Consider the following 14,684-nt stretch of genomic DNA (forward strand, 5'->3'; position numbering starts at 1 on the left):
TTCATCATAAGGGTAAAGAGTTCCTATACATGGAGGTGTGGCATATGGAAATCATTCTTTATCTAAGCGTAGCTGTCATAGCAGTTGCATTTTTCATTTTGGTAATGAGTTTAATGAAGACTTTGAAGTCCCTGGGCTCTACATTAGATAGTGTTTCAACGACAATGACCGGACTTGAGAGCCAGCTTCAAGGAGTAACAAGAGAGTCTACAGAATTACTACATAAAACAAATTTATTGGCTGAGGATATCCAGAAGAAGTCTGAGGATCTGAACACAGTTGTTTATGCGGTAAGAGATGTAGGGCATTCTATCCAGAACCTTAATAACTCGGTGAAGAAGGTAAGTACTTCCATTTCAACTGAACTTGAGCGCAACCAAGGAAAGATTTCACAGGTGGTTCAATGGGGAAATGCATTCATTGAGTTAAAGGACAAATGGAAACAAAAACAGGAAAAACAGCCAGCACAACCTGGTGTTGCTGATGTTGCTGTTCCAAACCAAACATCCAAGGAAGTTCGGACTAGAGAAAAATTAGTTAAAAGAGCAAGATCTTATAACAATTAGAGAGGGGAATTATTACATGACACAACAGTACAATCAAAATCAAAATCAAAACCAGACAAACGACAGCAATAACATCAACTCAAAGGACTTCATGATCGGGACACTGATCGGGGGAATCGTAGGAGCGGCAGCAGCCCTTCTGATGGCGCCGAAATCCGGTAAAGACCTTCGTCATGATATCAATGAGAAAACTGTCGTACTGAAGGAAAAGACAGGTCAGTGGAAAGACACAGCTGTAGAGAAGAGCAATGAGCTTGCAGCAGTGGCGAAAGAAAAATCTTCTTCCCTTACAAAATCCGTACAAGAGCAGTCCAACAATGTGGTTGGGAAGCTGAAAACATACCGCTCTAATAACAACGAACTGGAAGAAACAAATGAAGAGCTTCAAGCTGTTCCATCAGCGGGAACGACACCTGTGGAAGAAACAGAAGATGTGAATCAGAAGCTTGAAGAAACGAAGAAAGCTTTTGACGAAACTGAGAAAACATACAATCAATAATCATTGATTCAAAGGGCGGTGAAGTGATATGATGACTTCACCGTTTTTTTGTTGAAATGAAAGGGTCTATAAATCGCTTTGGCTAAGGAATCATTACAAGTATGAAAGGAAGTATGGAACACATGAAAAAGATCGATACCGTTCAGGAGTTTGAACAACTTTCCGAGACAAACCCGCGTTTCTTCTTTATGAAACACAGTCTTACTTGCCCTGTAAGCTCGAATGCCTTTACCGAGTACCAGGCATTTTTGAACAAGCATGAAGAGGAAGATGGCTACTATCTAGCCGTCCAGGAATCGAGGGAACTGTCGCAGCATATCGCCGAAAAATACGGCATCCGCCACGAATCACCCCAAGCTTTCCTCTTCATAGAAGGAAAACCGGGCTGGACCGCATCCCACTGGAAAATCACCGAAAGTGAATTGGATAAGCTATAAAGGAATGGACTCTGATTAGTCAGGGTCCTTTTATTATTCAGGTTTTTTCGTGAGGATTATAATATGTTCAAGCAACTTATACAGAGTGGATTAAATCTAGCGGAGAGAAAGTATTTATTTAATTGCCTTTGACCAGTGCAGAAATTTGAAGGGGATTTAGCCTTTACTCTAAAACAGTAAAACATATGCTTATTAAGTTGATTGGAGCGGAAGGTGCTCGACTCCTGCGGGAAACGCTGGACAGGTGAGACCCCGGAGGCGCAGCCGAGGAGGCTCACCGCCAGCCCCGCGGAAAGCGAGCACCTGCAGCGCAAATCAACCACTTCTCGCTTCTTCGCAAGCAACAAAGGTAAAAGTCGCTCGTTTTGATAATATTTGGTAATTACTCCCTTTACGTTTATTTAGCTTCATACAGGGAAGGTAACTTATAAGAATAAAAAATAGATAAATGGAGGAACGATAAATGACACAGCCTGTACCTTATGAAACTGGAACAACAAATAATGTGAAAGTGAACGGAAAGAGGAGCGGCAAGTTAGTAAAAGGAATGGTGATGGGAGCCGTTGTAGGTGGAGCCCTTGCCATGCTGGATAAAACAACGAGGAAAAATGTGACATCAAGAACATCTGATATGAAGGACTCTACAATGGGGATGGTCGCCAAGGTGAGAGAAAATCCTTCAGGATTGGTCAATGACTGGCAGGACCGCCTGAAAACAGCGTCCAATGTGTTAAAAGAAGCCATCAACGACGCGCAGAACCTGTACGAAAAGGTGAATGACGATGTGGTGGATCAAGTCAATCAAATTAAAGATGATTCAACTGAAATGATTGCCTCGACGAAAGAAGCGGCAGAAGAGTTAAAGGACATCGGCAGTAAAGTGAAAGAAGCGGGAGAAGAAGTAACTGGGGACTCCACTTCGTCACAGTCTGCGACAAGTTCTACTTCCACATCTGAAGATCAGTCCATTCATCCAACGAACCGTACAAGCAGCATTCCGGGTCAAGTTGGATCATAATAAAAAAACTGGCGTAACTGCCAGTTTTTTTTTGTTGTTAAAATACATCAACTCGAGGCTTGGGGCCAGACGATTTCCAGGTCGTCACCTTGCTCAATTTCTTCGTAAAAAGTCGTTTCCACTCCATTTTTCAAAAGGACAAAGCTTCCGTTCGAATGAGGGGGCATGTTGATTTCCACTGCATTAAATAAGTCCTGAAAGATAAATGAACCTGCATGCTGCTCTTCTATCAGGATGGAATCACCAGGGAATAAGCGATCGTCCATTGTGAGCTTGATGCCATTCCGGGTGATGCTGCTGCTTTCTTTCTTAAGATGCAATTCTTTGCCGTTAAAGGTTATCGTGATTGCTTTTGCCACTGTTAACTGTTTCTTGGTAAGAAGTTCATTTACCGTTGGAGTGCCACCGGGTTTGTATGAGATAATATCGCCATTCTTGACTTTAGCGGTGTGTCTGGCCTCCATCCCATTTATCAGTAATTTTCCGGAATAGACAGGGAAGAATGTATCCACTCCGTTGATGGAGATTCGATAAGGCTTCGTACCCTCCATCCATTCGTTGTAACCAAAATGGGCCAACAGTTCCTGGAGAGTATCAATCAATTCAATCCGAATCGAATCACGGTCACAAATGATGTCTTCCAATCGTGCAGGCTGATTGTTCCTGTAGACGGGAGGGGAGAGAAGATACGGGTTCCCGTTTATGACAATCTGTTTTGACGAAGAAGGATCCACAAGGTCACCGATCGTCACCTGAGGGGATGATCCGTCTTTCCCTTTCTGTACCGAGATTCGGTCATGATTCTGAATCGTTTCGTCCAGTTCGCTTTGCCGGCCGTTTTTTTCAATGAGTGGCGGCTCGCCGTGACCACCGGGTAACGTAATGTCCTGTCCGTTGACAGTAACAAAGAAGCCATTTCCAGGTGTGCCATGCCACTTGGTTAACTTCAAGCCCGCCGCTAGGAGGCAGTCACCCACTGTCAGATCCTTGACTTCGAATAAGCGGACAGGCTGGTCATTTACATACGCCGTGACATATTGGACCGGGGCCTGCTTCGCTGCGATGGCGATCCCGATCGGCGTGACAAGTTCAGGTCCCTTTGTCACTTCATCCGATACAGTGACGTTCTGAATCGCGTCGACGCCTCTTACGGCCACCCGATTGGAAGGCAGCTCCAGGGAGGAAGCGAGTTGTACAGGGAGGCCGGGTGTCAGGCTGCCTCCCCCTACGAGCATGACGGCCTGTGGGGGCTTTCCGTTGTTCAGGCGGAGGATTTCATTTGAAATCTCTCCGGCGAGCCGATTCACAGAAGGAGAGATCTTCTTTACCACATCATGTGACGGGAAACTCGTTTCAAACCCAAGAATATCCGTTACCGTGATCTCTTCTGAAGACTGAAGATCCCGCTTCGCCTGTTCGGCCAAAGGGAAATCAAGCAATAATTCGTTACTGATCGCTTCAGTTATTTCGTCACCTGCAGTCGGTACCATCCCATAGGCAATGACCGTGCCCATATTGGTAATGGCGATATCCGAGGTTCCTGCACCGATATCAACAAGCGCAACGTTCAGACGGCGCATGGATTCAGGAATAAGGACGTTGATGGCAGCAATGGGCTCAAGTGTCAGGGCTTCCATCTCAAGTCCGGATCGTGTCAGTGCCGCAATCAGTGAATCCACGACGACACGGGGGAGGAAGGTTGCGATGATTTCGACGCTTGCTTCATCCCCCTGCTGATCAATCAGGCTGCCGATCTCCTCGCCATCCAACCGGTAAAAAAGGACGGAGTACCCGACACAGTAATAATGATAGCCTTTCGAGTCGTTCTCATTTTCTGCAGCCAATGCCTGTGCCTGTTGTACGGCGCTTAATTCGAGATGAAGGATATCGTTTTTCTGAAGAAGGGGTTTCCCCTTGATATTTGTCGTTGATAGGGCCGTCTCCGTTTTCAGGGCGCGTCCTGCTGCTGCGACACATACTTTATGAAGGGGACCGTGTTTCTTTTCCAATTGTCCTTTGATGGAGGAGATGACCTCCGAAACAGCGGGTACATCATGAATCTGTCCATCGAGCATGGCCCTTTTCTTATGTTCTTCTATTAATATATCTGAAACTTGAAATATTCCGTCTATTTCTTCCAAAATGATCCCGACAACCGACCTGGTCCCGATGTCTAACGCAAAGATTTTTTGCTTTTTTTTCAATTCGTGTTCACCCACTTTAGCCTAGTCTCATACAATACTAAAATACTTTAGCGCTTAAAAGCGTCTAATTAATAAAGAATTTTATCGTGACATTTTCGATGTGTTCTATTATAATAAGTTTCAATATCAAAAATGTATCATACTTTCTTAAAACTATAACAGTTTTTACGTATGAACAGGATAAAAAAAGAAAGGGTGCTGTATTGTGAGTAATCAAGAGCTCGATCAATTACGTAAACAAGTAGACGAGATGAACTTAAAACTATTAGACACCATTAATGAACGTGCTAAATTAGTTCAGGAAATCGGTCGTGTCAAGGAGACTCAAGGAGTATACCGCTATGATCCTGTTCGTGAACGAGGAATGCTTAATCTGATTAAAGAAAATAATAATGGTCCATTCGAACATTCGACCATTGAACATATTTTTAAAGAAATCTTCAAAGCCGGTCTGGAACTTCAGAAGGACGATCACCGGAAAGCACTGCTGGTTTCCCGTAAAAAGAAACCGGAAGACACGATCGTCAATATTAATGGAGAAGCCATTGGAGATGGAAAGCCTCATTTCGTCTTCGGTCCATGCGCCGTTGAATCATACGAGCAAGTGGCTGAAGTCGCGAAAGCCGTTAAAGCAAAAGGTCTTAAATTGCTTCGGGGCGGGGCGTTCAAACCAAGAACATCACCTTATGACTTCCAGGGTCTTGGCATTGAAGGATTGAAGATCCTTAAAAAAGTGGCCGATGAATACGGTCTGGCTGTCGTCAGTGAAATCGTGAATCCGGCTGATATCGAACCGGCACTGGAATACATTGATGTGATCCAGATCGGTGCAAGAAATATGCAAAACTTCGAATTATTAAAAGCAGCAGGAGCCGTTAAAAAGCCCGTATTACTTAAACGTGGTCTAGCTGCAACAATCGATGAATTCATCAATGCTGCTGAATACATCATCTCTCAAGGGAATGGGGACATCATCCTTTGCGAGCGTGGAATCCGTACGTACGAGAAGGCCACTAGAAACACACTCGATATTTCTGCTGTACCAATTCTTAAGCAGGAAACGCATCTACCGGTATTCGTGGATGTAACCCATTCAACCGGACGCAGAGATCTTCTGCTTCCAACGGCGAAAGCGGCACTTGCCATCGGCGCAGATGGCGTCATGGCCGAGGTTCATCCCGACCCTGCCGTTGCCTTATCCGATTCGGCTCAGCAAATGGATCTGGATCAATTCGATCATTTCTACAGGGAAGTATTGAAGGGCAGAACGATAGAAGTATAATGAATGAAGGGCTGAATCCTTTTTAACGGGATTCAGCCCTTTTATTGTTGGAAGGAAGTGAAATTTATGTAGGGGACTGGTACGGATATCAGCGGAAATCTAAATGTAGCAGTGAACCCTCAATCCCACCTATTTTTCCACTCTGAAATCGATCCACCCAACTCCCCATCAATATGCTATAATAATCTTTTTGCACAAACCAAATGTGGACATTGCAGTAATATCAAGACTATCGTATGATTATCTACATAATTGCAGATAAATAACCTATATAACACTAATGTGAACATAAATATGTGCATTTTTTAACAAACTATTGTAATCGCTTTTTTCTTTAGGTTTATTTGGTGTAGAATAAGGTAAATGAGTAGAAGAGTAAAGGAGTGTAAGCTATGAACGTGACAATATATGATGTAGCAAGAGAAGCCAATGTAAGTATGGCGACGGTTTCCCGAGTGGTTAACGGAAATCCGAATGTTAAGCCGGCAACAAGGAAGAAGGTATTAGAGGTCATCGATCGACTCGGCTATCGTCCGAATGCTGTAGCAAGAGGGCTTGCCAGTAAGAAAACGACAACGGTCGGGGTCATCATCCCTGATATCTCAAATATTTTCTATGCAGAACTCGCACGTGGGATTGAAGATATTGCCACGATGTATAAATACAATATCATCTTAAGTAACTCGGATCAGAATACCGAGAAGGAACTTCACTTATTGAATACGATGCTAGGGAAGCAAGTGGATGGCATCCTGTTCCTCGGCGGCCATATTTCTGAAGAACATGTGCAGGAATTCGAACGTTCTCCGGTTCCGATCGTATTGGCAGGTGCCGTTGAAGAAACGAACAAAGTTCCGTCCGTGAACATCGATTACAAGGCTGCTTCCTTTGACGCAGTTTCTGAACTGCTTGAAAAAGGTCACAAGCGCATTGGATTCGTCAGCGGTCCTTTCCACGATACGATCAACATGAAGTTCAAGCTGGAAGGATACAGAGAGGCGCTTGCGAAGGCAGGCGTCGAATACAGTGATGATCTTGTTGTAGAAGGCGAATATACGTATGATTCAGGACTTGAAGCTTGGCAGAAGTTCTCAGAGCTATCGGACAAGCCGACAGCCATTTTCGTAGGGAATGATGAAACGGCCCTTGGTGTCGTACATGGTGCCCAGGATCAAAACGTTTCCATCCCGGAAGAAGTGGAAATCATCAGTTTTGATAACACAAGACTTGCCCTGATGGTCAGACCTCAGTTAACGTCTGTTGTACAGCCTTTATACGATATCGGAGCAGTAGCCATGCGGTTATTGACAAAATACATGAATAAGGAAACGGTTGAAGAATCGACAGTTGTTCTTCCTCATCGACTTGAATACCGTAACTCAACAAAGTAAGGAGTTTGTCGATATAAAGGATAAAGACAAACAGAACTTATTTTGTAGGGAGAGTCAAAATGAAAAAGCTTGATGTTCTTACACCAATCGGGGTTGTAGTAGGGTTTCTATTCGTTGCATTCGCAATCATTTCGAATGCGGGAGTGACCGGATTCAGTTCCTTCATCGATCTTCCGTCCATGTTCGTAGTCATCGGCGGATTGATCGCAGCCATGCTGGTCAGCTTCTCGATCAGGGAATTGAAACAGCTGGGGAAAGTGATGAGAGAATCCTTCCGGGATGTGGAATATGATCTTCATGATTTGATCCGGACGTTTGTGACCCTGTCAGAAAAAGCAAGACGTGAAGGCCTTCTCTCACTTGAGGCAGAGGTGGAAGCGGTCGAGGACCCCTTTATCCGAAAAGGCGTCCTGCTCGCAGTCGATGGAATCGAGCAGGATGTGATCGTCGATATCATGAATGCTGAAATCATTGCCTTAGAAGAGCGGCACCGTAAAAATAAGAGTTTATTGGATAAGGCAGGGGAATATGCCCCTGCATGGGGGATGATCGGTACGCTGATCGGTCTCGTACTGATGTTAAAGAATTTGAATGATCCTGCTTCACTTGGTCCCAATATGGCGATCGCCTTGCTTACGACTTTGTATGGATCACTGCTTGCGAATCTTGTCTTCCTGCCAATGGCATCCAAGCTTGCGATGAAAACAGAGAAAGAAGTGTTTATGAAACAAATCATGATCGAAGGGGTCGTCGGGGTACAATCCGGTCAAAATCCGAAAATATTAGAAGAAAAGTTAAGAGTGTTCTTATCCAACGAGGAATTACAGATGTATTCAGACAGGAAACAAGAAGGGGCAGCACCAGATGAAGCGTAGACGAAGACCGGCATCTCAGCCTCCGGGGGCTCCTAAATGGATGGTTACGTTTTCTGATCTTATTACTCTTATTCTCGTATTCTTCATTCTATTATTCTCGATGTCACAGATCGATATTGTGAAGTTCAGGACTATCGCTGATTCCTTTCAGCAACGGCAGATTCTCGAATTCTATCCTTCCGTCATCCCTTTCGATAATCCCTCGGCAGAGCCTGAAATGGAGTCGGAGGATTCGAAACAGCAGGGTAATGAGGCAAATCAAGATCTGAACTCCTTACTAGCAACTATTCAGAGCTATTTGAAGGAAAACAAATTGAGTGACGCAATAGTGGCAACCAGATCCGAGCGAGGGGTCGTGCTGGTCCTTCAGGAACAAGCACTGTTTGCCTCAGGGGAAGCAACGGTCCTTCCGGATGCCTATCCGTTTTTGAATAAGGTCGGCGTGCTTTTATCCGAAATCCCGAACTTTGTGAAGGTGGAGGGACATACAGATAACCGCCCTATCAATACATATCGTTTCCCGTCTAACTGGGAGCTCTCATCCGCAAGGGCGAGCAGTGTGGTGCGTTACTTGATCACAACGGAAGATCTCGATCCAAAACGATTCATCGCCGTCGGTTATGGCGACACGCGTCCAGTCGCTCCTAATGATAAAGTGGAGAACCTTCAGAAGAACAGGAGGGTCGAAGTGATCATCACCGATCCCGCTTATGAAGAACAATTGTAAAGACAATCGAAAACAGGCTGCCAACCTTAGAGGTCGGCAGCCTGTCTTTTTGTATTATTTCTTATCATTCTTTACGCGGTTTTTACCGATCCCTCTTAAAATATAGATGATGATCGTAATGGTACGCTGAACCGCAGGGTCCCCAAGGGCACGAAACAATCCGAAAATCCCGGTTCTCTTCGTAGATGGCCTTTCTTTTCCTATGTTCAGATTTCGTGTATTCCGGACACTCAAGGTTTCAATCCCTTCCAGATTCAAACTCCCGAGTAATTCAATCATGCGGGCTACGTTATTTAGGATGGCCGCGTTCTGATCTTTGTTGGCTTCCTTTGAGAAGTTATACAGGATATCTTCCTGATGGTTTACCATGGAGCTGATTGTATCCAGATTTCGATTTTCATCCATATGCTTAATGATCCCAATGACTTTTAAAAGAGAATCTTTATTTTCAGCAAGGGCTTCTATCAGTTCATTCAGGTTCTGCTCCTGAATCTTTTCTTTCGGAATCTCCAGTGGAATAATCTTGTCAATGGATTTAGCCATTTGTATCAACCTCATTTCCAGGGAAGACGTAATCTTTTCGAGCCCATTTTCTTTCTACTTCAGGGCCCATTTGCGGATTGCGTGTTGCCCAACGGTGATTGTTATGGGGTATTGGCGATTTTCCTTTTTTCTCGAGAACTTCTACTTTGGCAGAGACCTCTTTATAAGCAGGTGTATCCGTGTCTTTATCTACATTGTTGCTCGTCAAATAGTTCACCGCATTTTTACCGTCACTGTTTAAGGTGATAAACAATTCCTTATCAAACACTTCCTTCGTCACATGAACCCTTCCTGTGCTCACACCATTATCGTTGGAAAGCTTGATGAGGGCGCCTTCTTCAATTTCAAGTTCTTGAGCCATTTTTTCGGATACTTCAAAGAATGGTTCAGGCATTTTATTTCGGATGCCTTTCGTATGGGAGGTCATGTTTCCTTCATGGAAATGTTCAAGCACCCGCCCGTTATTCACATGATAATCGTATCCTTTTTGTGCAGGATAGTTGTATTCATATTGGAGCGGATAGAACCGGGCTTTCCCGTCTTCGAAGTGGAATCCGTCCGTGTAAAGGAGAGGTGTATCCGTACCGTCCTCCTGCACGGGCCATTGCAGACTGTTGAACCCTTCCAGCTTATCGTAGGAAACCCCTGCAATCAATGGAGTCAGTGATGCGGCTTCATCCATGATGTCTGCGGGAGAGTGATAGCCCCAGTTGAATCCGAGTTTTTCAGCGATACCTGAATATATCTCCCAGTCTGGTCTTGCTTCACCCAAGGGCTCGAGGGCTTGATAAATACGCTGGATGCGTCGCTCCGTATTCGTGAAGGTTCCTTCCTTTTCGACACTTGGCACGGCAGGAAGCACCACATCGGCATATTCGGCGGTCTTTGTAAGGAACAGATCCTGGACAACGAAGAACTCAAGCTTCTCAAATGCGTCTGTCACGTAATTGATGTTAGAGTCGACGATTCCCATATCCTCACCGGTGACATACAATCCTTTAAGATTTCCTTCGTGGATTTCCTCCACCATTTCGTGATTGTTCATACCGATATCTTTAGGGAGCTCTGTCTTCCAAGCCTCTTCGAATTTTGCACGGATTTCTTCATCTTCCACACTCTGGTAGCCAGGGAACGTATTCGGCATGCTTCCAAAATCGCTTGCTCCCTGGACATTATTATGACCGCGGAGAGGGTATGCGCCTGCCCCGGGCTTTCCATAGTTTCCTGTAACCAGCAGGAGGTTGGAGATGGCAGTGGACGTATCAGACCCGATTTGGTGCTGGGTAACGCCCATCGCCCAACAAATGGCAGTTGAACCCGCACGGTGAATATTTTCTGCGACGATTTTAAGATGTTCTCGGGAGATACCCGTTTTTTCCTCAGCATATTCCATTGTGAAAGGAGCAAGGCTTTGGTAATATTCATCGAAATCATTCACCTTTTTATTGATGAACTCTTTATCGTGCCAACCCTGATCAATGATGAATTTGGATAGGGCAGATAGCCATACAAGATCTGTCCCTGGATTTGGATGTAGAAACAGATCGGCTCTCCGGGCCATTTCATGCTTTCTTAAGTCAGCCACAATCAATTTTTGGCCGAAGAGTTTGTGAGAACGTTTGATTTTGGAAGCGAGCACTGGATGGGCATCCGCTGTGTTAGTCCCGATCAGCATGACAAGGTCAGCATGCTCGATATCCTTCATGGAACCTGCATCGCCCCCGTATCCGACTGTTCGGAATAACCCTTTGGTTGCAGGAGACTGGCAATAGCGGGAACAATTATCCACGTTATTCGTTCCGATGACTTGCCTGGCCAACTTTTGCACGAGATAGGATTCCTCATTGGTTGCTTTGGATGAGGCGATGAATCCGAGTGCATCCGGTCCATTCTTTTCTTTGATTTCCCTGAATTTCTCTGCCACGTAATGGAGGGCTTCTTCCCACTCGACTTCTTTGAAATGATCACCCTCGCGGATCAACGGACGGGTGAGTCGTTTGTCGCTGTTTACATGGCCGTAGCCGAATTTTCCCTTTACACAGGAAGCAATGCCATTGGCAGGGGCTTCTTCGGTCGGGGACATTTTCAACACTTCTCTTCCTTTTGTCCAGACATTGAAGCTGCAGCCCACCCCGCAATACGTACACACGGTTTTGGTTTTCTTGATTTGGTCATCCCTCATCTGGGCTTCTGAATCGGACACGGCGAAAAGGGGACCGTAGCCTGTTTCCACATTTTTCGTAATATCAATCATCGATCGGAGGAGGCTCGTATTATATCCTGTCATATAACCCGCTTTTCCGAGCATATCGTTTTCCATAAGGGCGTTGCACGGACATACGGTCACACATTGGCCGCAGCTCACACAGGAGGATTGATCTATCGGGACATCGTTATCCCAGATGACACGGGGATTTTTACGCTCCCAGTCAATGGAAAGGGTTTCGTTGACCTCGATATCCTGACAGGCTTCCACGCATTTTCCGCAAAGGATGCATTGATCCGGATCATATCGATAGAATTGGCCGGAAAAATCTTTTTCATATGGCTTCGGTTCAAACGGTTTCATCTGGTGTTCGAGCCCCATCATGGCCACAGTATTATGGAGGGTGCAGTCACCATTGTTTTTCTCGCATACCGTACAGTAAAGTTCGTGGTTCTCGAGGATGTTGTCCATCGCTTTGAATCTGGCCTCTTTCACATGGGAAAGCTCTGTCTGAATATCCATTGCTTCTTGAAGCAGTGTCCCACAGGCTCTTCTCATCTCCCCATTAATGGAGACAATGCAAGTATCACAGGTTTCGATTGCACCTAGGCTTTCCTGGTAACAAACCTGCGGAATTTCCACTTTCCTCATATTAAGAAATTCCAGGACAGACATACCGGGCTCTGCCTCATATTGAATGCCATTAACGAAAACGGTTAACTTTCCTTCCATTATAAAAACTCCTCCTCTTGATCGATTTACTTGTTTTCCGAAATATGTAGGTCTTCGTCTGTTATCCTTTCAGGGTGTGTATAGATATTCATTCTGTCGCCTCTGATAAATCCAACGGCCGTGATCCCCAAGTCATCTGCGAGTTCCAATGCAAGATTGGTAGGTGCCGACTTGGATAGCAGGATGGCAATCCCCATCTTGGAAATCTTCAGAAGCACCTCAGAAGAGATCCTCCCGCTGAACGCAATGACCTTATCCTTGACTGAAATGTGATTCATGAGACAGTATCCATAGAGCTTATCAAGTGCGTTATGTCTTCCGATATCCTGATAGCATTGGATGATGCCTGTGGTACTGCAAATCGCTGCATTGTGCATTCCACCGGTCCTGTGAAAGTCCCGGGAATGGTTCTGCAGCTCTTGCATGTGATGAATGGCCATGAGGGCGGTTAGTTCCGTTTTGGACGTAACCGTTTTGGCTGTGAGCATATCGTTAGTGAAATAAAATTGTCTGCTTTTCCCACAGCAGGAACCGATAAATCGTTTCGAGGTATTCCTTGCCCGGTCTTCAGGCAGCTTATCGATTTGTACATAGGCGAACCCTTTATCCTGATCGATGGAGAGACGGGTGATTTCGTTGAAGCGCCGAATGATCCCCTCTGAAGCCAGAAAGCCAACCACCAATTCCTTCAGGTTGGAAGGGGAACAGACCATCGTCGCCCATTCTTCTCCATTTAAATGAACGGTAAGCGGGAATTCAGCAGCCACCTCGTCCACTTCCTCAAAAAAGGCACCATCACCATATTTACGGACGGTACGGGTTAGAATACTTTTATCCTCCAACAGCTTATCCTCCCATTTATGAAACTATCATCATTTCGTGTTTTCCCTAATAAGTAAGAAAGGAAAACATGAAATCTTTAAAAAAATGAAAAAATTCTTCTTATTTTAATATAAACCCTATATACTGTGTTCTGTCGGGCATCTGAATGCGACGAAAAAGGCGCATGATGAGAGAATGATAGAAAGTTATGATCGCATACAGGAATATTAATGAACTCTTTAGGGTAAAAGATAATGTTTCTATAATTTTTGAGAATGCTCTGAAAATATAGTGTTCGAGAAAGGTAGTCCAAATCCTTCTCTTGAAACGAACAGAGCCTAAAAGGGGCGGTAGCAGGATGAGTGACAGATATTCCCGTCAGGTATTGTTTAAACCTATCGGAGAAGCCGGGCAGGGAAAAATAGCTGAGAAGCATGTCGTCGTAATTGGGGCGGGGGCGTTGGGATCTGCCAATGCAGAATCTCTTGTCAGGGCGGGGATAGGTAGATTGACGATCATTGACCGTGATTATGTTGAGATGAGCAACCTTCATCGTCAGCAGCTATATTCAGAGAGCGATGCCATGGAGGGGTTACCTAAAGCCGTCGCTGCCAAAAACAGATTGAATGAGATTAACTCAGGAGTACATATCACAGCCACCGTGGCAGAAGCTGACGTAGAATGGCTGTCGGAGGCCGCTAAGGATGCGGATCTGTTGTTGGATTGTACGGATAACTTTGATATCCGTTTTATCATAAATGACATCTCTCTTAAATATCACGTTCCGTGGATATATGGATCTTGTGTCGGGAGCACAGGGATGAGCTATACGATTCTTCCAGGAAAGACGCCTTGCTTGAATTGTCTCACGGGATCCGTTCCGATGTCAGGGGGGACGTGTGATTCTTCCGGTATCATAGCTCCTGTGGTCCAAATGGTAGCGGCCTATCAAACAACGGAAGCACTGAAGCTTTTAGTGGAGGATCACGACTCATTGAGAAGCGGGCTGATCACCTTCGATCTGTGGGGCAATCAATCCTTTACAATGAATGTATCAAAGGCCAAAAGGGATGGATGCCCTTCCTGTGGCGAAAATCCGGTTTACCCATATCTACAGTTTGAAAACCGTACCAAGACAACAGTCCTATGTGGAAGGGACACAGTGCAGATCAGGTCGCCGCATCATCAACACTCATTAAATGAACTGGAACGAAACTTGAAAGGTTTAGGGGAAATGAAGAGGAATCCATATTTACTTTCAATTCATTATGAGCCATATAGGATCGTGTTCTTTCATGATGGCCGGACATTTATCCATGGTACGAATGATATGAACGAAGCTAAAAAGATTTATCATCGCTTAATCGGATAGGAGGGAGCAG

At 45.0% G+C, this 14,684-nt stretch carries 13 protein-coding genes; 9 read left to right on the top strand and 4 right to left on the bottom strand.

The window, feature by feature from the left end; all coding sequences use genetic code 11:
* The first annotated feature begins 44 nt into the window (after window positions 1-44).
* The 4 genes from AM506_RS13235 to AM506_RS13250 all read left to right on the top strand — a co-directional run bounded on the left by AM506_RS13235 (window position 45) and on the right by AM506_RS13250 (window position 2,520).
* Complete coding sequence (locus AM506_RS13235) at window positions 45-566, top strand: DUF948 domain-containing protein (protein WP_060672959.1); 522 nt, start codon at window positions 45-47, stop codon at window positions 564-566.
* 16 nt (window positions 567-582) lie between these two features.
* The gene (locus tag AM506_RS13240) at window positions 583-1,065 is read left to right on the top strand and encodes a YtxH domain-containing protein (RefSeq protein ID WP_060672960.1); all 483 of its coding nucleotides are present in this window, start codon (window positions 583-585) and stop codon (window positions 1,063-1,065) included.
* 122 nt (window positions 1,066-1,187) lie between these two features.
* Window positions 1,188-1,502: a bacillithiol system redox-active protein YtxJ gene (ytxJ, locus tag AM506_RS13245; protein ID WP_060673009.1), complete on the top strand. Its 315-nt coding sequence runs from the start codon at window positions 1,188-1,190 to the stop codon at window positions 1,500-1,502.
* 463 nt (window positions 1,503-1,965) lie between these two features.
* Window positions 1,966-2,520: a YtxH domain-containing protein gene (locus AM506_RS13250; protein WP_060672961.1), complete on the top strand. Its 555-nt coding sequence runs from the start codon at window positions 1,966-1,968 to the stop codon at window positions 2,518-2,520.
* A gap of 47 nt (window positions 2,521-2,567) precedes the next feature.
* Here the strand turns inward: AM506_RS13250 and AM506_RS13255 are convergent, their stop codons facing one another.
* Window positions 2,568-4,724 carry a cell division FtsA domain-containing protein gene (locus tag AM506_RS13255; protein ID WP_060673010.1) on the bottom strand — a complete coding sequence of 719 codons (2,157 nt, stop codon included), beginning with the start codon at window positions 4,722-4,724 and terminating at the stop codon, window positions 2,568-2,570.
* A 205-nt stretch (window positions 4,725-4,929) separates the two neighbouring features.
* Between AM506_RS13255 and AM506_RS13260 the strand changes: the two genes are divergently transcribed.
* From AM506_RS13260 to motS, 4 genes are all read left to right on the top strand, one after another.
* Complete coding sequence (locus AM506_RS13260; protein WP_060672962.1) at window positions 4,930-6,006, top strand: bifunctional 3-deoxy-7-phosphoheptulonate synthase/chorismate mutase; 1,077 nt, start codon at window positions 4,930-4,932, stop codon at window positions 6,004-6,006.
* 392 nt (window positions 6,007-6,398) lie between these two features.
* Window positions 6,399-7,397 (top strand): catabolite control protein A, encoded by a 999-nt coding sequence (gene ccpA / locus AM506_RS13265; protein ID WP_060672963.1) that lies wholly within the window; start codon window positions 6,399-6,401, stop codon window positions 7,395-7,397.
* A gap of 59 nt (window positions 7,398-7,456) precedes the next feature.
* Window positions 7,457-8,272 (top strand): flagellar motor protein MotP, encoded by an 816-nt coding sequence (gene motP / locus AM506_RS13270; RefSeq protein ID WP_060672964.1) that lies wholly within the window; start codon window positions 7,457-7,459, stop codon window positions 8,270-8,272.
* On the top strand, window positions 8,262-8,999 hold the full coding sequence (gene motS / locus AM506_RS13275; RefSeq protein WP_060672965.1) for a flagellar motor protein MotS: 738 nt from the start codon (window positions 8,262-8,264) through the stop codon (window positions 8,997-8,999). Before motP ends, motS begins: the two co-directional genes overlap by 11 nt.
* Before the next feature lie 54 nt (window positions 9,000-9,053).
* Here motS and AM506_RS13280 read toward each other — a convergent pair whose 3' ends face one another.
* From AM506_RS13280 to fdhD, 3 genes are read right to left on the bottom strand one after another with little or no spacing between them, the layout of a single operon-like run.
* Window positions 9,054-9,542 carry a DUF1641 domain-containing protein gene (locus tag AM506_RS13280; protein WP_060672966.1) on the bottom strand — a complete coding sequence of 163 codons (489 nt, stop codon included), beginning with the start codon at window positions 9,540-9,542 and terminating at the stop codon, window positions 9,054-9,056.
* A complete protein-coding gene (gene fdhF / locus AM506_RS13285) occupies window positions 9,535-12,480 on the bottom strand; it encodes a formate dehydrogenase subunit alpha (RefSeq protein WP_060672967.1) in 2,946 nt (981 codons plus the stop codon). Before fdhF ends, AM506_RS13280 begins: the two co-directional genes overlap by 8 nt.
* 26 nt (window positions 12,481-12,506) lie before the next feature.
* Window positions 12,507-13,322: a formate dehydrogenase accessory sulfurtransferase FdhD gene (gene fdhD, locus AM506_RS13290; protein WP_060672968.1), complete on the bottom strand. Its 816-nt coding sequence runs from the start codon at window positions 13,320-13,322 to the stop codon at window positions 12,507-12,509.
* 338 nt (window positions 13,323-13,660) lie between these two features.
* Between fdhD and AM506_RS13295 the strand changes: the two genes are divergently transcribed.
* Window positions 13,661-14,674, top strand: a complete 1,014-nt coding sequence (locus AM506_RS13295) for a MoeB/ThiF family adenylyltransferase (RefSeq protein WP_060672969.1) — start codon at window positions 13,661-13,663, stop codon at window positions 14,672-14,674.
* Window positions 14,675-14,684 lie beyond the last annotated feature (10 nt).

The sequence above is a fragment of the Rossellomorea vietnamensis genome (assembly GCF_001305855.1).
GTDB classification, from domain to species: Bacteria; Bacillota; Bacilli; order Bacillales; family Bacillaceae_B; genus Rossellomorea; species Rossellomorea vietnamensis_A.